General features: G+C 54.9%; 16 protein-coding genes. 6 read left to right on the forward strand and 10 right to left on the reverse strand.

Annotated features, from left to right (window positions below; translation table 11 throughout):
• The first annotated feature begins 52 nt into the window (after nucleotides 1-52).
• Nucleotides 53-424, forward strand: coding sequence for a hypothetical protein (locus OK142_RS18320; RefSeq protein WP_498684426.1), 372 nt, complete (start codon nucleotides 53-55; stop codon nucleotides 422-424).
• 242 nt (nucleotides 425-666) lie between these two features.
• Here OK142_RS18320 and OK142_RS18325 read toward each other — a convergent pair whose 3' ends face one another.
• The 6 genes from OK142_RS18325 to OK142_RS18350 all read right to left on the reverse strand — a co-directional run bounded on the left by OK142_RS18325 (nucleotide 667) and on the right by OK142_RS18350 (nucleotide 10373).
• Entirely contained in the window at nucleotides 667-1929 is a 1263-nt protein-coding gene (locus tag OK142_RS18325) for a phospholipase D-like domain-containing protein (protein ID WP_498684427.1), read from the reverse strand.
• A 49-nt stretch (nucleotides 1930-1978) separates the two neighbouring features.
• Nucleotides 1979-5002 (reverse strand): type I restriction endonuclease subunit R, encoded by a 3024-nt coding sequence (locus OK142_RS18330; protein ID WP_498684428.1) that lies wholly within the window; start codon nucleotides 5000-5002, stop codon nucleotides 1979-1981.
• Nucleotides 5003-5011: 9 nt separating this feature from the next.
• Entirely contained in the window at nucleotides 5012-6304 is a 1293-nt protein-coding gene (locus tag OK142_RS18335; protein ID WP_498684429.1) for a hypothetical protein, read from the reverse strand.
• Entirely contained in the window at nucleotides 6304-8694 is a 2391-nt protein-coding gene (locus tag OK142_RS18340) for a type I restriction-modification system subunit M (protein ID WP_498684431.1), read from the reverse strand. Before OK142_RS18340 ends, OK142_RS18335 begins: the two co-directional genes overlap by 1 nt.
• Before the next feature lie 196 nt (nucleotides 8695-8890).
• A complete protein-coding gene (locus OK142_RS18345; protein ID WP_498684433.1) occupies nucleotides 8891-9796 on the reverse strand; it encodes a Kiwa anti-phage protein KwaB-like domain-containing protein in 906 nt (301 codons plus the stop codon).
• Nucleotides 9789-10373 carry a KwaA family protein gene (locus OK142_RS18350; protein ID WP_498684435.1) on the reverse strand — a complete coding sequence of 195 codons (585 nt, stop codon included), beginning with the start codon at nucleotides 10371-10373 and terminating at the stop codon, nucleotides 9789-9791. The genes OK142_RS18345 and OK142_RS18350 overlap by 8 nt, the downstream gene beginning before the upstream one ends.
• Before the next feature lie 836 nt (nucleotides 10374-11209).
• On the opposite strand from OK142_RS18350, the gene OK142_RS18355 reads away from it, so the two are divergent.
• The 3 genes from OK142_RS18355 to OK142_RS18365 all read left to right on the forward strand — a co-directional run bounded on the left by OK142_RS18355 (nucleotide 11210) and on the right by OK142_RS18365 (nucleotide 17039).
• Nucleotides 11210-12664, forward strand: a complete 1455-nt coding sequence (locus OK142_RS18355) for a site-specific integrase (RefSeq protein WP_498684437.1) — start codon at nucleotides 11210-11212, stop codon at nucleotides 12662-12664.
• A complete protein-coding gene (locus tag OK142_RS18360; RefSeq protein ID WP_498684439.1) occupies nucleotides 12654-15950 on the forward strand; it encodes a tyrosine-type recombinase/integrase in 3297 nt (1098 codons plus the stop codon). Before OK142_RS18355 ends, OK142_RS18360 begins: the two co-directional genes overlap by 11 nt.
• A gap of 294 nt (nucleotides 15951-16244) precedes the next feature.
• Nucleotides 16245-17039: a hypothetical protein gene (locus OK142_RS18365; RefSeq protein WP_498684441.1), complete on the forward strand. Its 795-nt coding sequence runs from the start codon at nucleotides 16245-16247 to the stop codon at nucleotides 17037-17039.
• Between the two features lie 641 nt (nucleotides 17040-17680).
• Here the strand turns inward: OK142_RS18365 and OK142_RS18370 are convergent.
• The 3 genes from OK142_RS18370 to OK142_RS18380 form a co-directional block, all read right to left on the reverse strand.
• On the reverse strand, nucleotides 17681-18358 hold the full coding sequence (locus OK142_RS18370; RefSeq protein WP_498684443.1) for an SH3 domain-containing protein: 678 nt from the start codon (nucleotides 18356-18358) through the stop codon (nucleotides 17681-17683).
• A gap of 197 nt (nucleotides 18359-18555) precedes the next feature.
• A complete protein-coding gene (locus OK142_RS18375; RefSeq protein ID WP_498684444.1) occupies nucleotides 18556-20292 on the reverse strand; it encodes a COG3904 family protein in 1737 nt (578 codons plus the stop codon).
• Nucleotides 20293-20465: 173 nt separating this feature from the next.
• Entirely contained in the window at nucleotides 20466-20699 is a 234-nt protein-coding gene (locus OK142_RS18380; protein ID WP_041694630.1) for a hypothetical protein, read from the reverse strand.
• A gap of 10 nt (nucleotides 20700-20709) precedes the next feature.
• Between OK142_RS18380 and OK142_RS18385 the strand changes: the two genes are divergently transcribed.
• Together OK142_RS18385 and OK142_RS18390 are read left to right on the forward strand one after the other, a co-directional pair.
• On the forward strand, nucleotides 20710-21516 hold the full coding sequence (locus OK142_RS18385; RefSeq protein ID WP_498684449.1) for a 2'-5' RNA ligase family protein: 807 nt from the start codon (nucleotides 20710-20712) through the stop codon (nucleotides 21514-21516).
• Between the two features lie 311 nt (nucleotides 21517-21827).
• Nucleotides 21828-22250: a hypothetical protein gene (locus tag OK142_RS18390; protein WP_498684452.1), complete on the forward strand. Its 423-nt coding sequence runs from the start codon at nucleotides 21828-21830 to the stop codon at nucleotides 22248-22250.
• A 211-nt stretch (nucleotides 22251-22461) separates the two neighbouring features.
• Here the strand turns inward: OK142_RS18390 and OK142_RS18395 are convergent, their stop codons facing one another.
• Entirely contained in the window at nucleotides 22462-22629 is a 168-nt protein-coding gene (locus tag OK142_RS18395) for an amino acid--tRNA ligase-related protein (RefSeq protein ID WP_498684453.1), read from the reverse strand.
• Nucleotides 22630-22742 lie beyond the last annotated feature (113 nt).

Below are 22742 nucleotides of genomic sequence, written 5' to 3' on the forward strand. Positions count from 1 at the left end.
CGTAGACGAATTGAAAGCGAAGTTGGTTTAGCTCGACGGCAAGAAGGAAGAGATGCGGCGCGAGACCGTCGTCATCGAAGCTAAGAAATCCGCTTTCGAGTCGGTGATCAGGGTTTACGACCCCAGTTTCAAACTGGCTGCGCCGCCTTCGAAGGTACGCCGCGCTTCGTGCCGAGAAACGGCGAGCGGTCGCGTCACCGAACTTCTCAAGGGCAGGAACAACCGTCACACCGTGCTCGACATCCTGCGCCGCTCAGGAAAGCCGACGACAACGGCTGAAATCGCCGAGCAGTTCGCGAGCGAGGGCGATCTCGGGAGCGAGGCAGCAAGGTTGGTTTCTTCCCTTACGGGCAGGTTCTCCGCGACGTTGAACGCTGACATTCACCAAGCTGATAGCTCTTGTCGACCGAGTATGTGGCAGTAACCGTGATTCCGAGCCCTGCCTCAGCGACAGCGGCAATCCCTTGCTTTTTGTCTTCGAGATCGAGCGGGGTGGACTTGTTTCCGTCGAGGTCTTCACAAACGCTGGATATGGCTACCACGTCCATGCCGAGGTGTCTGCACGGGCGGAACCATCAGCGGACATTCCATTGCAAAGGAAATGTACATCGAAGGCTGTTGCGAGCCCGCCGGCATTTCATCGCCGGGCAAGGAGGTCCTCAACTGTCACTTGCCACCGAATCGACGTCTGCGCAGGGAAACGAGAATGAATGCTCCGGACTCCGGTGTAGCGCGGTTGAGGGCCGTCTGATCGATTTCCGGTTGCGAGCCAGACCGAGGTTCAAGCGACGTGACGAGCCTCCATGTATCAATTTGGCGATTACCTCGCTCTTCACGCTTGGCGACATCCACCGAAAAAGACGACTTCGAGACATCTATTACGTCGATTTCAGAATATGCCGGGTCCCAACCCTGGCGCTCTCGTTCGAAAGCATATTCGTAAGATGGCAGCGACGTAGCGACCACCTTGGCGCGGACCTGCTGCATGCCAGCGGGCGTAGATGGGCGGAATGTTGCGGAAGGCACCGGAGTGAGAGCCCAACTACCATCAATGACCCAGTCCACTGATACTTCTCGATTGCCTTGCCCGTTTTCAACTCCAATGGTCTCACATGTGTAGCGTCTGCGTGCGCTACTAACGGTATTAATGGCGCTCATCGGATCGGCAGGCATGGTGTCGTAGAGGAACAAATGGACTTCAGTCTTGAGTGATTCAATTTCCTTGATGCCGGCGGGGATTTCGAAGTAAATTGTTTCGCCGACCCTTGGGCTGCGCCCTCCCTGAACATGTGAGAACGCAAGAATAGTGCGAACTGTCGCCCAGTCGGTCGGGATGCGTATTTCTGCTTTGAGGCCCTCCACATACTCTTTAAACCACCACGAAAACCCTTCCTTCATGGTTGGAGAATAGGGCGTTGCCTGTCTCTGCGCTTCATCGATATGGCTTCGAATAGCGGCGAACTCGGGTGCACGCATATCACCTTCAATAAGCACCGAAGCCTCTCCGTTGCTGCCGCCCAATGCGAAGGCCGTCACGTTGTGTGACCCGATGAATGCGCATGCGCTGGAAGCGGGCAATTCCATGTAGTAGACTTTGCTGTGCAGCATTGGATGATAGCGCACCACTGGGTTCCTGGGCGTGCCCGAAGGCGCACTAAATCCCAAATGGACGCGCAACCGATCCATTGGTACGCCGGCGGCCAAAAGATTGTCGAGCGCTTGAAATCCAGGATACGTCGACGCGCCGATCACGAAGGTTTCAAGGCTGCCAGGATTCGTTCGTATCGGAGCGCCGATCTCAGCCAATCCGCCTGGCGTAGCAAAGCCCGTCACAATACGCGTGGCGACGGATCGGGAAAGTCGATCGCGGATAAGCGTCGCAATCTCCTGCTGCGGCCGTTGAAACAAAACGGTTGTCGTTACTGACATTCTTCGCCGGCTCCAATTGCGTTTGCGTTTCGGCTTAATTGATCAACCGTTACACGCCGGTCCTTAGGACCGCTTCGATGCTTTGGCTCCAGGCGGCTTTGAACGCCGGATCAGAAGCGAAAAGCTTATACAGCTCAAGTTCTTCCTTTCGGCGTCTAAGCATCACGTCTTGCATCATCTTCTCGAGCGCGAGTCCGCGATTGTAGGGGTCGGCGTTCCCCTCGTATTTCTCGGTAAAATCGGGGTGCGCTCGGATGCCGTTCACGACATTGATGAACTTCACCCGTTGCTCTTCCGGTGTCGCGCCCCATCCCTGGAACCATCGCTCATTGAAGGTGTGAATGATGTCGTCGAGCGGGTCCCGCTCTTGTTCGCCATCCCTGTAACCGCGAGGATTGGGGGTTTGCGGGTCAAGCTCCGTTGGCGTTGCGTCAAGCTCGATGTCTTGGTTCAATCGGGTTCTCTCAAGTCCGTAAGACGATAGGTCCACGGCCTCCAGAAGCTCGTCGAGCATGTCCTGGTCCGGGTCCGTGATGTGCAACTTCGGGATCAGGAACTTCAGCAACCAAAAGAGCTTTTCCCACTCAACAACCTCGAATGGCATGATTGACGCCATCTGGCCGTAAATCTTCACGAACTGGCGCGCCTTGATCTTGAAGTCGATTTTGTCGTTGTCGGCCAAGTCCAGTTGATGATTGAACCTATCGGCCGCTGTATCAATGATTGGGCTCAGCAACTGGGCATCGTCGCCGGCAAAGTAGCGGACGACAAAATCCTCTACCTCTTGCCACTCATAGACGCCGACGGCGTCAAGCGCATCCTTGATCTCATGAAGCACATTCACATCCGTCGCCGACGACAGTGTGGTGACCGTGTAAAATGGATCGAAGGCGGACTTGATATCAGCTACGTTGTTGAAGAAGTCGAGGATAAACAAGTCTTCGGTGCGCTTGCCCAGTTTCGGAGCGGAGCGATTCAGCCGTGACAGTGCCTGCACAGCCAGAACATGTTGCAGCTTCTTGTCGACATACATGGTGGTCAGCTTTGGCTGGTCGAAACCAGTCAAGTACTTGTTTGCTACCACCAGTAACCGATACTCGTCCTCGTCGAATTTGCCCCTCGTATCAGATTCTGGGAAGCCATTCATTTCGGCCTCGGTGTAGGTTACACCGTCGACTTCTTTCTCGCCGGAGAAAGCAATCAAGGCCTTTAGCAGATAACCCCGTTCCGCCAATAACTTCGTCAAAGCTTTATAGTAGCGGATCGCCGATTCTATGTTCTGGGTTACCACCATACCTTTGGCCTTGCCGTGAAGCTTCTTCGGCGTCACAACCTGCTCGATGAAATGGTCGAGCATAATCTCAGCTTTTGTGTTGATCGTCTGTTGGCTGCGCTCCACGTAAGCCCGGAGTTTTTTCTGAGCCTTCTTGGTGTCGAACAGTGGATTGTCCGCTATCGACTTCTGGATTTCGTAATAGCTCTTGTAGGTCGTATAGTTTGCCAGGACGTTCAGGATGAAGCCTTCTTCGATCGCCTGCTTCATGCTGTAGAGGTGGAAGGGTTTGAAGCTCCCATCGGGCTGGCGCTCACCAAATTTTTCCAGCGTTGTGTTCTTCGGCGTCGCCGTGAACGCGAAATAGGAGGCGTTCCCCCGCATTTTGCGTGACTGCATCGCCGCCAGGATACGATCTTGCGGGTCTTCTTCGTCCGGGTCTGCATCGCCTCCGCCCATTGCACGGTTCATGTTGTCATGCGCGCTGCCACTTTGCCCGCTATGCGCTTCATCAACGATCACTGCGAAGCGCTTGTCGCTGAGGTCGGCGATACCCTCGATGATAAAGGGGAACTTCTGGATCGTCGTGATGATGATCTTCTTGCCGTTCTCAAGCGCCGATTTCAGGTCGGCGGAACGCACGGCTGGTGCGACGATGTTTTTGACTTCGGAGAAGTCGTTAATGTTGTCACGCAGCTGCTTGTCCAGAAGACGTCGATCAGTGACAACGATGACGCTGTCGAATAGCGGTTGGTCCAACGCTTTTCCGCCCGCCACGCTGGCAGATGCCGGATAGGTATCTATTAGCTGATACGCCGCCCACGTGATCGAATTCGACTTTCCGGAACCCGCCGAATGCTGGATCAGATAGCTTTGTCCGACGCCGTTCGTGGCAGCGTGAGACAACAACCGTCGCACGACGTCCAACTGATGGTAACGTGGGAAGATCATCGACTTTTTGGCCAGAGGGTCCGTCGACTTTCCTTCTAGTAGCACGAAGTGCTGAATGATACCGGCCAAGCCTTCCTTGGTGAACACCTCTTCCCACAGATACGCGGTCTTGTGGCCGTTGGGATTGGGGGGATTGCCCTCGCCTTCGTTATGCCCCTTGTTGAAGGGCAGGAAGAAGGTGGCCGGCCCGGCAAGCTTCGTCGTCATGAACACCTCGTCGGTATCCACGGCCATGTGTACCAACGCGCGGCCAAACTGAAGAAGCGGCTGGGTGGCATCACGGCCGTCGCGATACTGCTTTTGTCCATGATAGCGTGCGGTCTGACCGGTCCACGCGTTTTTCAGCTCTACGGTGATCAGCGGCAGTCCGTTAACGAAAAGGACCATGTCGATCTCTTCGCCGGGATTTGTTTCAGAATATCGGACCTGTCGGGTAACACTGAAGATATTGGCTGCAAAGTTTTCATGGACCTTCGCCGCCGAGCTGGCGAGGGGGGCCGCGTACATGAGCGTGAAGGCTGCGTCATCGACGGCAAGCCCCTTCTTCAACAGATGCAGAAGCCCATTCTTCTTTACTAGCCGGTCAAAGCGTTCGAGTATCTTGCGTTGCCAATCGACGGGGCTGCGGTCTTTCAGTTTTGCCAGCTCTTTTCCTTGTGTGGTCTCCAGAAATTCCCAGAAGAGGTTTGTGTCGATCGCATACCGAGCGTCGAAATCAGAAGGTTGGCCGAACCGGAAGTAGCCCGGTTCTGCCGGCGCAGGTTGGATAGCCAAATCCTCGGTTGTGGTACCAGTCAGATACCGCTGGATCGCCTGTTCCAGAGCCACTTCCTTGGTGTTGCTCACCATAGTCCCCCCTTAGGCCACCTTGATTTTGCCCGTGACCGTCGCGTCAATCAGGCTGGTCTTGTATTCCCTGAGCGTAGCAATTTGCTGTTCCTTGATCGAAACGGCATCGCCGGTTTTTTTAGAGATTTGAGCAATGTGCTGGACAATCGCCGCCTGTTCATCGCGCGGCGGGACTAGCGTCATAAGGTTTTTGAAATCGTCCCAATACAGCCGCTTGCGGAAATCGGTGATTCCCTTGGAGCCGGAATCCATCTGCCGAATGAACGATGGGCCGCGATAGAGCAGTTCGAAGTAGTCGGCTGCCAGCGCCGCGCTTGGTCTAGCAACCACATAGGCTGGGCTCACCATGCCGTGGACAGATACCGCGCCGATGCCGCCTTGCCATGCGCGCATCATGTTGTATGCCACATCGCCTACTTTGACTTCCTTGTAGGCAGTGCGGTCCTCGATCTTGATGATCGACCGGATGTTCTCTACGTCGCTTAATTCCTCGGACGACACGCCATTATGGATCGACACCGACAAAATCGGCAAGTCGACATGGCCCGATACCTTCATTTCACGGAAAAGGACAGAGTTTCGCTTCACTTCCCAATGCGCTGGGATTTGCCCAATCCAGTCGATACCACTGTCGCGCAAGGGTGCATCGGGATTCAGGCCGCGGGTGACGGCCTGTTGAATCAGAATCTGCCGCCGCTCGCGCAGCAGCGCGATCTGCTCTTCCTTGATCCGCACGGCATCGTCCACCTTGGCGCATTTCTCATCCAAAAACGCTGCAATGGCGCGCTGTTCGGGCAAGGGCGGCAGCAGGACCGGTATTTCCCGCATACGGGTCTTGGACAGGTCCCATTGCCCTATGCGCACGCCATCCGACGCGGCAGCGAAATACGAAACGGAAAGCTTGCTGCGCAGGGCGCGGTTGAAAAAGGCTGAATCGACCTCACGCGTAATGTCAAACACAAAGTAGGCTGGGCTGACGATGCCCGTGTGGGCGGAAATCCCGTATGATCCCTGCCAGGCCTTCATTTTGTTCATGCCGAACTGACCAGCCCGCAACACTTTGTAATTGCTGAGGTCCTCAGGAATGAAGTTGTGATTGCTCTCTTGGTCGTCCACGTCGCGTTCAATCACCCCTTCTTCACGGGTGATGGAAAGCAGGGGCAGGTCGGGCCGTCCCTTACGAGATACTGCGGTCAGACAGGTTCCAAGCTTTTCGACAGACCAGTCTGCGGGTACATCGCCGACCCATTCATAACCGGATGCCTTGTAGTCAGAATGTTTGGAGTAGGCGGCAAGGGTCATCAAACCGCCTCCGACAGGTCGGCGGTCTTCACCCCGAGGATATCAGCAATCAGGCCATCAGCCTTCTGCTCCAGCGCCAAAATGTCCCGCGTCACAGCCTCAAGGCTGCGTAGCGGCTTGTGGCGATAGAAATACTTGTTGAAGCTGATTTCGTAACCGATCTTGACCGTGTCGAGGTTGATCCAGGCCTCAGGCACGTGTGGCCTTACCTCAGCCTTGAAATAGCGGTGGATGCTATCCGTGAGCGGCACTGCCTCGCTATCACGCAAATCGGCGCTACTCTCGTAGGTGAGCCAGCTGCCATCAGGCTGAATATAAAGGCCGAAGTCGCCAAGTTCGTCGATATGACAACCAAATCGTGCTGCCACAACCTCGAGCTCCACCCTGGTAAACCGCTTAACGCTGTCGATCACCTTTTCCGCATCATCGGCATACCAGCTGACGGCGTTCAGGATCGCGTTCTTCTCAGCTGCGGTCAGCTTGATCCTGCGGGCCTTCAGCACCTTGCCGACGTGTTCTCGGAAAGTGTTGAAGTTCGCCGTCTGCTCTGTGCCCACAGCCTGCATAAGCTGGTGGCCGACTCCGATCAGCTCGCGTTGCCGCAGCCAGAGTCCTGTGTCGACAAGCTTGGCGCGTTGCTTTGCGTTGAGCGCGATCTCCCGCTCTGCGCACCAGGATTGGACTGCCTTAGCCTGTGACTTCAGGAAACCAGGCTCATACACCTTGTCGCCATGCTCGGCCCACAGATGTTCCATTGGCTCGCGCAGAGACTTGTCGAAGCGCAGAGGTTCTAACCGTTCCGCGCTGAACTGGGCGCGACGACGGTCAGGCCGTTCGACGGTGACCTTGTGATAGCCGAAATCGGTGTTGTCGAAAATTTGCACCGCGATGCCGGTCGGGTCGCCGTTCGCATCAAGTTGGCGTTCAACCGGCTGGAAGGCCGTGTAGGCGGCAATAATGTCTTCGATATGCTCCGGCGCGAATTCGCAGTTCTTGTCGCCGAGGTTCTTGCGGAGCTTGCGGTACATCAGGTTGGCATCGATCAACTGTACGCGGCCTCGCCGTGCCTCGGACTTGGTGTTGGTCACCAGCCAAATGTAGGTGGTGATGCCGGTGTTATAGAACAGGTTGTTGGGCAGCTGGATGATGGTGTCCAGCATGTCGTTTTCGATGATGTAGCGGCGGATGTTGGATTCACCGCTGCCGGCATCTCCGGTGAACAGGCTGGAACCGTTGTGAACGCTGGCTATGCGCGAACCGATTACGCTGTTGGCGATGGGCTTCATCTTGCCCACCATTTCCATCAGAAACAGCAGCTGGCCGTCGCTCGAGCGTGGCGTGGCGTCGACCGTTTCCTTGTTACCCCAATAGTCGGTTAGCTCAACTTGAAAACGCGGGTCGATGACATCCTTGCCATCCTTGATGTATTTGAGCTCGCTGCTCCAGCTTTTGCCATAGGGCGGATTCGACAGCATGAAGTCGAAGCGATGGCCCGAGAACTCGTCTGTAGAAAGGGTGGAGCCGACCTTGATATTCTCGGGGTTGTTTCCCTTGATCATCATATCGGATTTGCAGATGGCATAGGTCTCGTCGTTGATTTCCTTGCCGTAAAGATACACGTCGCCTTTGGCCGCGATAGGCCCTTCAAGGTCCTTGATATAGTTTTGTGCCTCGGTCAACATGCCGCCGCTACCGCAGGCCGGATCGTAGATTGTCATAACCGGCGGCAATTGATTGGAGATCGGATCGAAGATGAGATGCGTCATCAATTGAATTACCTCACGCGGTGTGAAGTGCTCTCCAGCTTCCTCGTTGTTCTCTTCGTTGAACTTCCGGATCAGTTCTTCAAAGACATAGCCCATGCCCAGGTTCGACAGGCCAGGCATGATGTTGCCATCGGGGTCTTCGACGTTTTGCGGCGTCAAATTTATGTACGGAGAGATGAACTTCTCGAGCACGTCGAGCAACACCTGCTTGTTTGCCATGTGTCGCATCTGCTCTAGCAGCTTGAAGCGGCCGATGATCTCCTTGACGTTATCACTGAAGCCGCCGAGGTATTCCTCAACATTCGCCAACAGAATTTGCTGATTGTTCGTGGCGGTCGCGTGAAGCTGCTTCAGCGTCCACTTACTGGTGTTGTAGAAAACGTATCCGGATGCGGCCGTGAGCGGCGCATCGTCCAGTTCCGTTGATTTCATCTCTTCGCGTTGGAAGCGAACTTCCTCAAGAATGGCCGCCTTGGTGGGTTCAAGCAGAGTGTCGAGGCGACGGAGTACGACCATCGGAAGGATGACGTCACGATATTTGCCGCGGACGTAGACGTCGCGGAGGCAGTCGTCCGCGATAGACCAGATGAAGGATACGAGCTTGTTATGGGCGGCGTGATTCATGATATGCTTTGCATTCTGTTATGAAGCCAGTAGGTGTGCTTTGCAATTTTGATGACGTAATGGGTTGCGACTACCAGTCCCGCCGGCCAACATATGGAATACTCAAATGAGCCGCAATGGCCCGCTGCGCGTCACGCAGAAGGCAGCGGTTTATCCATCATCTTTGATCTAAGTTGAGAGTTATGTGCATGCGACGTCAGACTTTCTGTCTGCCGGTCGCGCGATATGGGTCGCCCCCATTATTGGCCAAGTCCAGATGGTAGCGTCGCGCGTCCAGCAGCTCCATAAGCCTCGCCTCATCTTGTACGCGGCACTGTAGTTTCCCGTTGTCTAGCTCCTTGAACACAATATCGTGCTGGACCGCGAGTTCTTCTATTTTGGCGCGCTGAAAGTTCCCTAAGGCAGGGTTCTGCGCAATTGACGCCGCATAGCGGGCTACTCTTGGGTGGTTCTCAATCTTCTCTTTTATGCGTGAAAGATCGAGGAAGTTGATCGTGTCTTCTATATGTTGGACTTTATTTTTTGCCGTTGCGGCAACGTGAGAGGTTATGTCGCCTAGCTGCTGCATTCTGGCATCGTTCACGATATAAACATGGGCATCCGTTATCAGGACATCAAATTCGTTGTCGAGCTTGAAAACTGCGTCCTCGATGATCGACAGGGTATCGTCGACCATACGAACGAGTCGGTTTTTCGCCTTTACCGTTCCCTTAAATTGAGTGGCCTTTCTGGCACCGACTATCTTTCGCTTTTGATTATCTGTCACCTCGGCGAAATAATATTCAATATCGTTCACGTGTTCAGTCAGGTTTGTAAGATCATCCAACGTACCGGCATCGAAAAGCTCCGAGAACGCTTTCATATATTCGTCGTCCCGCTCGCAGTAGACGCGACGCCGTTCGCCGTAATCTTCTGAAATATCATATTTCTGCCATGCGCCTTCAATTGCATTCAGCGCGCCGACTGTGCTGGCAATCATATCTTTGAGAGCACCTTTCATGCCAGCATCCGTTGGCACAAAGTACATATTGCCACTTCTTCGAAGGCCAACGCCGAAATTCATGGTCACTAAATTGGCGATGTCGATTTCATTCTCAATCATCTGAAGCCTTATCAAAGAGAACACGGCCACCGAGGCGGTAGCCCGTTATTGTGTCGTCGTCTGGGATGAAATGTCGTCTCGAGATTACCGCGTACGTAACGAGCCGCTCTCTCTTCCGGTCCGTTTCAGTGGTCGAAATCCTGGCCTCGACTGTAAATATTCGGTAACCCCAGAGGGCAAAGAACAGGTTCATGTAGTGGAGGCGCATGTGCCAGAAAAGGAACATGACGAACACGAGCGCCAGGGCAACCGCTGTCAGATCGCGAACTTCGTCTGTGTTCGCATCAAACAAGGGAATAAGCATAGCGAATAAGTAAGTGAGCAGGTGCTCCCGCTGATCCTTGGCTGACGAAACCCGGATAGTCTTTGTGTTTTCGCTATTACGCCCCCGCTGCAATATCCCCCAAAGAATCAGGGACGGTAACAGAAACAAGCCGATGCAGACCGGTATCCAATAATAATCAGAGATCGCATTGACGCCCCGAATCGCCCAAAGCACGAACACTGGGCTGAGGCTTGACCAAACCAGGATGAAGCGCGTTATCTCCAGGCCTTCGTCTGCTATTTTGTTCTTCATTGATCAATACTGTATGATTAAGGAGAGCTATACCTGTCGATGAAATTCGAAGTTGCATCGAGCGTGAAATATTGAAGCCAAAAATGCAATACCCTCTGCAGAGGATGACAAACGGGAAGTATCCGTAGGCTGCTACGAAACCGTGTTGAAGCATGTGCTGGTCTTTTAACAACTAGGGGACGCGGCAACCGGATTTGCTATTCTATAGGAAGTTGAAAGGCTGACAACGGCCCTCCGGATGAGTAATCCAGTTGTCCCGTCAAATTGACTGATGGTGGCTAGTCTATTCATCCCAATCGCGGCTTTAGCGCGTTTTGTCGGATTGTTTAAGGCCGGGCTGCCTTCGAAACCGTAGGTCCCATTTCTCGAACAGGGCATGTCTCCATCACAGCCACGGCCTTGTGCGACCGAGCGCCGTTGCTAGCGATAGCTTTCGCTAGTCATATGTTGCCGTTCGGACCTCGATCCCGCATCCAACTCCGCCAAAGATATCTGAAGTCTTGAATTCAACCGCTGATCACCGAGCGAGGCTCGTCAGGCGGCGTCTTGAATTATCATGATAGGGGAGGAAAGGGCTTTCTGGGAATTGAAGACCTCAGTAAATACAATGGCTTAATTGACAATAAGGCCAACGTGTATATTCTGTAGTCGCCGAATTGTTTCGGCCTGATCTCGGACTTGGAGGAAGGCTTTGGCCATTAATACGATCTAAAGTTGATTGCGTTGTAAGGCCTCGATCGCGACCTGATCGTTTCGTCGGCGGGTCAATCGAAGCATATTCCCAGAGGATAGTCGTGCGAAGCCGCGTCTCGACCGAGCGCGGAAGGGTCCCCGTTTTGTCTGCTTTCAATTTCAATTCAGATGAGGATGAGGTGGAGTGGCAGCCGGCACCGTTCGATCCGCGCTACTCTTATCTTGTGTTGGATGTCCCGGTGTTTTTCACCCTGCCAGGAGAGTCAGGGGAACAACGTCGGCTTCTGCCTATCCTGATTATCTACGACGGTTATGAGTTCCATATTCCGATGGAGGCGGTTCTATGGGCGAAGTCGCTTGTCAAGTCCAAGCCGCTGGCGACCCTGCATGGGATGGTCGGGGCCATAGGCAGGCTCTACGCATTTCATCTGTCTACGGGCTCACCGATCTTGGAAACGGGTGCGGATGTCGATTTGCTCATCGACAGTTTCCTGGCGATGCGCCTAATGCCACCAGAAGAGCCGGCCAAGCGGCTCTTTCCTCTCTGGGATGAGATCGAGGGCAACACGGCGAGGTCGGAACTTCGGTCTTTCGAGAGCTTTGTAAAGAGCGTGCGCCGCGGAGGTGCGACGACCGCGCTCAGCCAAGCTCTGAAGACATCAAACGGCGTCTTCACCGAACGCGTCTCTCGCAATAGGAACGACAAACGTTTCTTGGCGCATCTCGACAATCAATGGAGCGCCTACCAGACGCTGGAGGATTTTTCGCTCGCGCTCACGCCTGAATTGAAGTCGCTCGCCCGTCGGGAGAACGTGACCCCCGCGGACCAACATTGCATGACCGGCGAAGAGTGTGACGCGATCATAAAGTGTACGGACAACTGGAGTTACAGAGTGCTTTTCAAGGCGATGAAGGGCCTTGGCGGTCGGCTGTGCGAATATCTTAACATGTTGAGGTGCGATGTTTTGCCTGCAGCGTCCGCCCGACTGTTTACGGATTTCAGTCCTAAGAACCCGCTGCTGCTGTTCGCCCATCCTACAAGATCGAAATGGGTGGGCAAGTTCGATCAGAGGAAGAACGCGCGCTCGAAGTTTCTCCGGGAAACCTTTGGAGCCGAGAGTCGAATGCGACACGCCCGCAAAAGATTGCAATCCGGATTCAAGGGAATGGTTTATCAGCACAAGGCGCTAGTACGGATTCCGGTTTGGATTGACTCCATACTGGCAGACGAGGTGGAGGCGGCGCTCCTCGAAATGACGCGGCTCTGCCGAACGCTCGGGACCGCGCGAGAACATGGCTATGCCTTCGTGGGCACAGGGCACAAAGACAGCCGCGGCCATCCGCTGCTGACGCCCAACGTGGAGAGAGCCTTCGAACGAGCAGCGCGCAAAGCGGGTCTCGCGGGCAAGCCTGGCGTTAGCCTGCACGGCTTCAGGCACCACTACGTATGGTTTTGCCGAAACGAACTCAACTGTATCGACAGCGAAATCCAGTTTCTGATCGGACATGCCGCGCTCGAAAGCGGCAGCCATTACGGGAAAACCATTCAAAAAGCCCACGACGCCGCCAGGGAAAGGGAGTTGGCCCATGCTGCTTGAGGAGCCTTCGGATTTCAATCTTGGAACGAGCGCTGCTGATGGTGGATGCATCGTGAACAAAGGGGAGGGTATTGTGGCCCTCAGGCAGCCCGACGCAGACGGGCTTCGTGACCTGTTCGATCGGTTCCAGGACAAGCTGAAGAGATGCATGGTCGACCTCTTTTGCGAGACCAGACAGGATGTGATCCGCAAATACGGCTTGCTTGAGGAAAACAAGAAACAGCAACAACTCCCCTATGGCCTGATTGTTCACAAAAACGGCCAGTTCACCAACCTGACACAGGTCGCCGTCATGAGCGGGCTTGCTGATCTTGGGAAAATACCGGCCCTGAATAGCAAGGGAAAGACCCGGGAACGCATGGCGTTGCGGGCCGGAAATGCGAGCGACGCGGTCCTGGCGCTCACCGTTGATGAGCAGCGAGCCTTGATTAGAAGCGTTATTGGCCGACATGACATCGACGACTATCTTGGCTATGCAAAGTCCTTCAAGATCGGGCTCAAAGAATTGAGTGCATCAATCCGGGCCCTGGATGACGGTTCGGTCGATAGGTTAATGGCCAAAATAGCCGATGCGTTCGAGCAGGCATGTTTCAATCCTCAGGTGAGGGGGCAGGGAAAACGAGTGCGCAGACGTCCCCCAACGATCTTCGCGCCGCTTTGGTTTTCTATGTTTCTCGCTTCCGAGGGTGTCTGGCTCCTTCCGCTTCGGTTGTTTCCCGAGGCCCGATATCTTGCTCCCTTCCGTCTTCAGCCTATCGCCATTTGGATGTCGATCCCGCAGCGCGTAATGCCATTGGCCACTGAGGTGATGCAGTTCGGCCGGCCACTAAACCGACGCTTGGTCCTCAATGCCTTTATAGCCACGGCGGTCTCAAGCGATATGTGGAGCACGAGCAGGTTCTGCCCATTCCCATTGATCGTCCTGAAGGACTGGATCGCGGCGAGGGAAGGACATGCGTCCCGTGGCATCAACTGCAATCACTACTATTTCCGGCTGGCAGAATTCTTCAGCGTCCACGTGCCCGATCGACCGGAATTTCACGTCTTTTTTCGGTCCAGGAGAAATTCCCTCGGTCATTCCTTCCGATGGTGTGACGATCCCACGCCGCGAAACACGATCGTGGTATCACAACTGATCGGCCGCCCTGTGGAAACTGTTCCGAAGTTCGTCCGGGAGTGGTCGCATAGACTGGACGAATTGCTCCCGGCCTTCGAAGTGAAATATCCGCAGGCGAAGGTGGTCATCTTGAATGCATGGCTCGCCTACTTGATGACGTTGTCGTCAAAAACGGCTCCGCGATCGTTCCGCGAGATCGACCGGGAAGCCCATGCCAAACCCTTCCTCGCCTTTATCGAACAAGGCTTTTCCTCCTATGAGGCTCGCCGTGTGGGAAAAACTATAAACGCGCTAAAGAAGTGCTGGACCACTGTCGCTCGTAGAGAGCGGTTTCTGCATGAGTTGGACAACCCCTTCGATCTGGATGTCCAGGAAAAGTCCACCACCCCCGATCCGTCTGATCGCGAAGCCATGCCCTTGGAAGTGTGGTCAATCCTGACGAGGCTCAACTATCAGGACGACTACGCTTTCGCCCGCGGGTTCGATAAATATTGGCGAAGGGTTACCGACCCTGAGACGAGACGGACGAAGACGGTATTTTGGGGCTGCGAGGCCCGTATTCTCGATATGATCTTCTGCGGCGGATATCGATTGATGGACGCTCGACATGCCGAAAGCGGCGAAGGCGACGAGTGCGTACTGGACCTTGAGACGGTGGAATACGTGGACAACTCGCTTCCAACGGCAGAACCGGGGCGGCAAAGCGGGTTTTTACAGCGCGTTTGGCTCGACAACCCGCCCCGCTATGTGGTCGCGGGCTGGCGTATCCAGGACAAATCCAACAAACCCAAACTCGTACCGCACGTCGAGATGCGGTTGGCGAGGATGATCCAGGAATTCGCCGCCGTCCAAGCCCGGTACAACCCGGTGGCTAAAACGGTGCCGTTCTTGAACAAGCGAAGCCGGCATCAGGCTCAGAACCTCAAGGCGTTCCCTCAAGGTTTCATGTTGTTTCGGGATGTTGGCGATAAGGAGAGGTTTTTCGCGATCAGCGCTGAGCGATGTAGAGACTACTTCAAAGTCTTTTGCGAGTGGGCACAGCCGATCTTGGACGAGCGACTTGGATATCATTTTCCGTTGTTCTTGGGCGGGAAGCCACGCTTCAATATCCATGATCTTCGGACGACCACAGTCACGGGGATCGTCCGAGCCGGGCATCCGCTAGAAGTGGCGCAGGTCTTGGTCGGCCACGCCAACAAGCAGATGACCGCCCACTACGTCGCCGACCAAATCGGCCTTGCCCACGAGGTGGCCGCCAAGCGGGCCGCGGAAAGAGAAGAGCGGGCTAATCTGACGGACCGACAACTGCTCGAAGAGGTCGTCGCAGCCGACTACCGACTGGAGGGTGCGGAAGGCTACAGTGGCCTGGACATGGCGACGGCGCTTCTTCTCAAGAAACGGCCGTCACTGATAACGAGATTCGAGCATGGAATTTGCCCAGCTGGCGACTGCGACAAGGCAAAGGTATGGAGACATCGCGCATGCTCCCGGTGCCCCTTCCGGGTCACAGGCCCGAGGTATGTCGAAGGCTGCGCGGATCAGGTCAACATCCTGCTCTTCGAGTTTCTCGATTCACTGCAGAGGGAGCGCGAACTAAACACCGCGATGGCACAGCTAGAGTTGCGCGGCGCAACATCGAGCGAACGAAATCTCGTCCGCAAGGAGCAGGAATTCAGGGCACACCTGCTCGACGACATTCTCGAGGAGATAAAGGTACACCAAGGATTGCTGCATCTTATCCGTAGGCTCGCGGCCATGAATGTCGGTGGGGCAAACAGGATTCTAGTGAGCCCGTCGCCGAGCTTCGACGAACGGACAACCAGCTTCTCGCTTAGGCCGGCGCACGAACTTCAACTCTTGCATGGGATTGTCGGAGGTGAGTTGCACCCCGGAACGGTTTTCAGCACGCCATCTCTTGCGAAGGAACGCTACAAGGACCTCACCAGGACAATAGCACGGTCCGCAGGGCTAGGACGCTACATGTATCACTTGGACGCTGCGAAAGAGCAGGAGTTCCGGCGGGTGGTTGCCGATGCCATTGTACCCGGCGCGAAAGCCGACGACCTAATACGTCTCGTCGAAGGTGTCTTCGATGAGGATGCTTTTCCGAACCTGCTTCCCACAGTCCAAACTTACATGCAGAAGCATCCGGAGCTGACCCATGGCTAAAACATTCGATCTCATCTATCTCGAGAATCTCTGTCACGCTCGGCTAGGTCGTGAACGCGCCGAGACGCTTCCGCGGCTCGCTCGAATGTATGACGACATCCTTTCAGGTAAAGTCCACCGATGGGCGGTGGATGCCGGGGAGGAGGCAACTTTACTTGAGGCGAGGTGGGGCACGCCTGCTGCCGTGACGGTCTATATGCGCTTACGAGGGGTGGACGGTCCGCAACCGCTGACTCAACCGACACTCAGAGTTCGTTCTGGCGAGAACGAACGAATTTCGCGAAGAGATGACCGATGACTGAGGAATCGGAGCCGACGTCACTGGTCATCTGGGACAGATTGAACCTCGCCGCGCACGAGAGCCTCCGCAATGGGAACAGCACCGCGAAACGATCGATCGAGTTGCTGGAGCAGCTCAAGGTCCTCTGTGATGACGTGCTCGGCGGCACTGCACGGACGCTGGCGAAGGACATGAGGGAAGACGAAAGGCCGTTCATCGGCAGGAAAATCAACGAAGCCGCCATCAAGGCTTACGTCAGACTCCGAGGCTGGAACGGACCTCACCCGGTCACGCTGCGCAAGGAAGGCTACAGGGATTACATAGACGCCCGCGAAAGGGAGGTCGCGAGACCGCAAAAGCCGAAGCGCAAGAACAGTCCCGTCCAACGCGAAGTGGATGCCGCTATCGACCGCGTGTCGGACTTCGACGATCGCGAGCTTCTGCGGCGTCACATCGAACTCGGTCGAAAGGCCATGCACGAACGAGACAGCGCCCTTTGGTTCGTGAGCCAGTTGCACGGGATCGACATCGACGCCTTGCGCGGCAAACAGCTTACAAAGGCCGCCCTCAGTGAACTGGGGTCTGGACTGGACGAGGAGAGCCGCGGGCTCTTCGTCCGGCTCCTCAAACGCCTGACCGACAACGACGTCCTTTGGCCATTCTACCTCGAGTACCGTTTCGGCCGCGTCAGAATGGACCCGGCACATCCACAGGGCACGGCCAGCGATCTGATGTTTCCGGAAGAGCTCGCCGCAATGGCTCGTGCCGCGAAGTTCGAGTTACCCAAAGAGGAAACGGAGTCGGGGTGACGGCGTCACGCAAGTTCGTCCGTTGTGATTGCGCTCCGTAGGTTTGTCGCTATGTCGAGAAATATTATTGAATTTATTGGTGAATTTTACGTCATGTCGAAAAGGTCGGGGCGAAATGCTCCGATGGAACTGCAGGCAATAAAAAAGCCCGCCGAAGCGGGCCTTTCAAACTGCATTACGGAAGATTGACGAGGGCAAATCCGCGTTATTGCCAGTGTGCTACGTCTGATCGCCGATAGAATCTCGAGTTTCTACCGGTCGGTTATAAATGGGGTCTACTCACTCGGCCTCAAGCTTTTGACGAAGAATTCGTGGAAAGACACCCGCACGGCCTCACAATAGAGCGAGACAAATATGCTCTGTAGTGAACGTATCTACGGAGTTTGCCAAGGCGTATTGTTGATCAAGCCGAGTGGCAGGATTGATCCGGGTTTCCGTCTTTGAAATGGAGGCTTCTCAAAGAACCTTCCAGGTTCAACTTCAGGATGGTCTCGGTTTGGCAACCGCATCTCTGAGCCGCTTTGTCCAGCCGTTCCAGCCCGTCTACATTTGAGCCGTCTAGTCAGCGCCCAAAAAGCGCTTTCTTAAATGCCTCGAACCCGGACCGTTGGACACGCGACAAACCGCTTGGCTGAATCAGTTCAGCGATAAGCTTCGATCATCGATGTCGTAACATCCTGCGCGAAACAGATTGGCGCATAGCCGCCGGGCTTTGAATATGCACTTCGGTTGCCGCATCTTCGGCCTCTGCGGTCTGTGCTGTAGGGGCAGGCGCATGTACCGGGATAGTTGGCTAGGGATTCAGCAATGATCCGCTGGATGATGATGGTGGGTGGTAGTGTCGGCGGAGGTTTACTCTTTGGTTCCGACGGTTTTGAGATTTCCTCTCGCTTGGGGGTGTCATCCTGCAAAAACCTGGTTGCGACCCACCCTTCTTTCTGAGTTAGAACATCTTTGATCCTGGACCATTGTAAATCCGACTGAAGGAGTTCGACTTTCCGTCCTCTATCCATTCTATCAATGATTTGAGACTTTGGATTTGGTGCACCACGCAGTGCGACACCGTTCCTACTAACGAACTTGGTGGTTACTTCCACAACAGTCCGCGAGCTGGCCGTCTCGCTCAGCTTGGAAGTGGTGCTTGTAGGGAGAGAGGTCGGTCGTTGGTCGCTCATCGTTGATGGCGGAGCTTTCGGCGCGCGCGCCTCTTCTGAAAAACTCGGCGACGGTGCCGTTCTCCCGTCCTCCGACGGTGTTTCCCCAAATTTCGAAATGCCGAATAGGATAAGTCCGCAAAGTAGCCAGTAGCGTTTTTTCATAAGAGCCCCCACGGCATATTGCCGATGGCTAAAATGCTCTGCAAGTAGCAATGGCGGCCACTCTCAACTTAATGGTTATTTCGATGATACATGGCCGGCAGGCGGTCGCTCTTGGCTTTCGGCGAGCGCGTGCGTGATCGGGCCGGACGCAGCCAGGTATTTTTTAGGCTCGGCGGAAGTCCTTCGCCAAACCAAACTCAACGGAGATTTTCGGCGATCGTCCGATAGCACGCGTCGTCTTTTCCGACGTCAGTTTTGGTGACTGGTTTCCAAATATCTCGGTCGAAATCGAAGAACTCGACCACACATGTATTGGTGTCGTAGTTCAGCCACTGAGTGGCCACCAGCCTGCTATCGCGGCGAAAGTCCAAACTCAGATACATATGCTCTTCGCCTCCGCGTGGGAAGGACGCCGGGCGACCGGTTTGATTGTTGGCGACGATAACGAATGAGCACCCTGTACCACACCCGATCTGGATAAGGGTATATCGGCCAGCGAAGTTTGGCCCTTGACGCATACCGTCTCGAATACGAGTTCTGAAACTGTTGAATTCGCGGTCGCGCCCCTTGAAGTCGGGCATGACGGTATTTCCGGAAAGACGACCTCGAGCAGGATAGCTGGAAAGGTCTGGCTTCTTGAACGTCGCGCTGGAAGCAGTCCCTCCCGCGCTTTCCTGTTTATAGGATGTCGAGCCACAGGCATGCCATCGCATTTGATAGCCGTATTCTCCCTCACGACCATAACACCATCCTGCAGCCTTCAGCTTGTCGCCAATAACTTCCCGTCGTTCACAGGCCTCATTTGTTTCCGGCAGGTCGCCGCTACCGCCGCGACAGGCACCATTCTGGTCCGTCCATTGGGATACCAGACGTACGGGTTTAGAGACGTCCTTGTCGGTCTGGATGACCTTGCTCGTCTCGGAGAGGATAACTCCCGCCCTCTGGTCCCAAACCAGAGAAAACTCGGCGGAGCCGGATGAAATACGGTTGCCGACGTCGCGTTTCGCGTACCAGTCAACAATACCATCCACCTTGCAGGTTTCCGCGCAATGAACCTTCGTCGAGCCTGCCTGAACGCTGTAGGCGCGGACTGGCCATCTGGTCGCAAATTTCCGCTTCTCGCCAATCACCACGGATTTAGATGTGGGTTTGCCGTAGAAGTCGACAGTGTCGCCATACGCCTTTTCCAAAAACGTCAGCGCCTCTACGTTCCCGCGAGACCAAGCGTCGTGGTATGACGCTACAAAGGCTATTGCTTTTTCCTCTGCTGTCGGCAAATGGGCTTCAGTGGTTTGTGGAGTTGCAGGCACCACCGTCGGTGCGACCTGGGATGCAGCAGCGGATTCCGACAAGTCGGTCAGACTTCCCCACGTCACTTTATAGCTCTGCATCTCGCTGGCGGTGAGATAACGCATGTCGTTGCTGGGAACGGACAGGCTGAGTTGGAGCAGTTTCGGGTCGACATCCATCTCCACAAGGTACGTCATTATCTGGGCGGTCAGCGCCTGAACCGCAGCGACTGCAGTGTGCCCCTCGACAATCGTTTCCGCTGAGAAAGAGGATTGGTGCACACCGATCGCGCCGGGCTCTGCCTGCCGGTTCATGCCTCCGACGAAAGCGAGTGCACAGGCAGAAGCGCATTCGGCGGACCGGAGCTGCAGCGTCGATAGCCCGAGCGATCGGATCATCCGCCCATACGCCATCGCCGTAGCGACGTTGCCGCCGTTGCTGTTGAAGGTGATCAGCTTGGCACCGCTTGCGGCGACTTCACGCGCAAGTTGGTCAGGATTGTCCGATGTCGTGAACTCACCTTTCAGCAGGAGAACGGGTGAGGAGCCGTCAATTGGAACACGCTCAAGGGTGATGTCCGCATGTGAGACCCCGGCACAAGCGATGGATGCCGTAACCGCTACCAATAGAATACGCTGAAACACGACCTCTGCCCCCGTTCGCTTTCAGATGCATGCTATCGCGTCAAATCCCACGCGCAATATGGAAAGCCGCCACACCGGGTTTGACAACTGCCTTGAGTAAGTGAAGAGAGTCGATGATGGTACGTGGTCTGGAATTGGCCATCCCTCGCTGTTGCGGGGATGGCCACAGGACGTCAACGTAAATTGCGCCTATTGGTAAGGCGCTCTCTCCGGGTTTTGAATATATTTCCGTCAAAAAGACCGAAAGATTTCCAACCGTCTTCCTTGATCTCACCATACAGAATACGGACTCTAACAGTTCCGTCACCAATATCTTCTATGATGGAGACCGTGAATGTCCCGCCGATCTCGGAATTCACGTCAAAGACCTCTTCGCCGAGAGCCGGCGCGGTCGCGATAGCTCGCATAAGTGCTCCAATGCTCGATGAAAGTTCGGGCGTGGCGCACAAGCGAAAGGATGAACTTGCGCTTGTGCGCTTAGAGTTCGGTTTGCCTCAGCAAAAATATCTGCCTCATGATATCCCCCTACGTAGGAACTTCTGGCCGACGGTTCGGCGTAGCTGTCCTGCCATAAGCAACAGATGCCGTCAATCAGCGGGAAATGGCGCAACTGAATTCGGCTGTTTTGATCCAAGGCAGACGCTCGACCCGCAACACCTGGTTGATGTAAGGTCGAACAGAAGCGCACAATGGACGCAGCAAATGCCTTATGGAATCTGCCTGAAGAGCTGCAACGCTACGACAAGTGAAATCCTGAAACTGTGGGATGAGGCTAGCTTATTTGAGGCCAAAGGCTCGATGCAGGAATTGGGGTACCCGCCCCATCTGACGCTTGCAGTATTTGACCAGTCGCCAGGAGACGTTAGCGCGATCATGGCAGAGGTCTTTTCGGTGCAGAAAGAGCTTTTGATCACATTCGACGCAGTAAAATACTTTGACAATGATACCATGGTTCTCTGGGCAAAACCCCTCTCGAACCAGGTTTTGTCCGACATACACGGCAGACTACTCGGTCACTTTGATCCGCTGAGCTGTCACGAACATTACCGCGTTGGTCGGTGGGTTCCTCATTGCTCCCTCGCGACTGCGGTGCCGCAGTCTGCCAAACCAACAGCAATCCAGTGGGCCGAAAGCCGAAAAGTAAGGTTCACCGTCGAATTTGACGTGGCAGATTTTGTCCAGTTTCCGCCGGTCGTGGTGCGACACGAACTGCGATTGCGTTGAATGTCCACTCTTGGAGCTTCGTCGCCATGACGGCGGCCGGAGCAAACCGGGTATTGAAGCTCGGTGCGATGCGTTGATCACTGCGACTGGCTATACCAAAGCGTCGACGGTAGTGCCGGTCCATCATGCAAGCAACTTGTTCAGAGCCTTTATGACGGTTTCGGCGCGCTCCAGTGTTGCCATACATCTTTCGTGTTGCCATCAACACAAATGCGTTGAAGCTCGTTGCTCGACCTCTTACACCCTCTTCGCGCAAGTACTCGATGATTACGATAGCATGTCCCTTATTTAGGGAGCGTGTATCGTTATGCATGAAAGCTGACAAAGGAACGCAGATGTCGATCACTGTAGAGAAAATAATCCCTGCTGCGCGTATGCGCCAGTTCCATCAGATGGTTGATCGGTGGCTTGAGGAGGGTCCGATCAAGCTTGCGACCAATGCCACGATAACCGCAATGGACAATGCCGGAATCCCTAAAGCTGAACAGGCAGCGATCATCGAGGATCGGGACATCATCATGAAACACAACATGCGCCTCGGTGTCATCAGCGAAGTATTCGCGTCAGCCATCGAGAAAGCGGTGAATTCGTCTCGGTCGGGAAGTGAAGCTCAGGATGAGATCGCTCGGTTGATTGTGACTGCAATTGGCATCCGTCAGGACGATGATAGTGAACGGGTCACATTCACGTTCACTACTGAAAGCGAGGCAGATGCATTCGCTAAATCCATCTGAAAGCATCTGCTGATCCAAAAGGACTTTCCAGAAGTGCTGTCCATGACATCGTAGCGAGAAAGGCAGGAGACTTGTTTGCAAGCGTCTCAAAGTAGTTTTCTTGCAGGGCGTTCCCCACGGCTTCATGTGGCCTAAAACGGCCTTACGGGTTCAAAAGCAGCACCAGACGACGCGCGATCAACGCGCACCGTCTGGTGCATGCAGCGGTCACTCAGGGCCGCAGCCGCTTCGGTGTCCGGCTGAGCAATGTGACCTCCCTTATGCTGGCGGCGTTGAGAAGGCGCATCATGATGCGACCAAGCCCAACCCCCATACCTCCGTGTGGCGGGCAGCCAAATCGAAAGAAATCAAAATAATCGGATAGGCCGTCCAGTGTCAATCGGCGTCGTAACGGGACCCCTTATCGGCTCCCAAAAGGGACCCCTGCCTCTAGTTGCATCGGGTCAGCGCGCGTAGGCCCGGGGCTCTCCATTTAGCGCAAGGGCCTGCGGG

Source organism: Agrobacterium sp. BT-220-3 (assembly GCF_025910175.1).
GTDB classification, from domain to species: Bacteria; Pseudomonadota; Alphaproteobacteria; order Rhizobiales; family Rhizobiaceae; genus Agrobacterium; species Agrobacterium oryzihabitans.

What these genes read in the sequence shown, in the direction of transcription:
- OK142_RS18385 (WP_498684449.1), top strand. Translation starts at nt 20,710, where the DNA reads ATGCTCGATGAAAGTTCGGGCGTGGCGCACAAGCGAAAGGATGAACTT.
- OK142_RS18370 (WP_498684443.1), bottom strand. Translation starts at nt 18,358, where the DNA reads ATGAAAAAACGCTACTGGCTACTTTGCGGACTTATCCTATTCGGCATT.
- OK142_RS18335 (WP_498684429.1), bottom strand. Translation starts at nt 6,304, where the DNA reads ATGACCCTTGCCGCCTACTCCAAACATTCTGACTACAAGGCATCCGGT.
- OK142_RS18340 (WP_498684431.1), bottom strand. Translation starts at nt 8,694, where the DNA reads ATGAATCACGCCGCCCATAACAAGCTCGTATCCTTCATCTGGTCTATC.
- OK142_RS18330 (WP_498684428.1), bottom strand. Translation starts at nt 5,002, where the DNA reads ATGGTGAGCAACACCAAGGAAGTGGCTCTGGAACAGGCGATCCAGCGG.
- OK142_RS18365 (WP_498684441.1), top strand. Translation starts at nt 16,245, where the DNA reads ATGACTGAGGAATCGGAGCCGACGTCACTGGTCATCTGGGACAGATTG.
- OK142_RS18320 (WP_498684426.1), top strand. Translation starts at nt 53, where the DNA reads ATGCGGCGCGAGACCGTCGTCATCGAAGCTAAGAAATCCGCTTTCGAG.
- OK142_RS18325 (WP_498684427.1), bottom strand. Translation starts at nt 1,929, where the DNA reads ATGTCAGTAACGACAACCGTTTTGTTTCAACGGCCGCAGCAGGAGATT.
- OK142_RS18380 (WP_041694630.1), bottom strand. Translation starts at nt 20,699, where the DNA reads ATGCGAGCTATCGCGACCGCGCCGGCTCTCGGCGAAGAGGTCTTTGAC.
- OK142_RS18345 (WP_498684433.1), bottom strand. Translation starts at nt 9,796, where the DNA reads ATGATTGAGAATGAAATCGACATCGCCAATTTAGTGACCATGAATTTC.
- OK142_RS18360 (WP_498684439.1), top strand. Translation starts at nt 12,654, where the DNA reads ATGCTGCTTGAGGAGCCTTCGGATTTCAATCTTGGAACGAGCGCTGCT.
- OK142_RS18350 (WP_498684435.1), bottom strand. Translation starts at nt 10,373, where the DNA reads ATGAAGAACAAAATAGCAGACGAAGGCCTGGAGATAACGCGCTTCATC.
- OK142_RS18390 (WP_498684452.1), top strand. Translation starts at nt 21,828, where the DNA reads ATGAAAGCTGACAAAGGAACGCAGATGTCGATCACTGTAGAGAAAATA.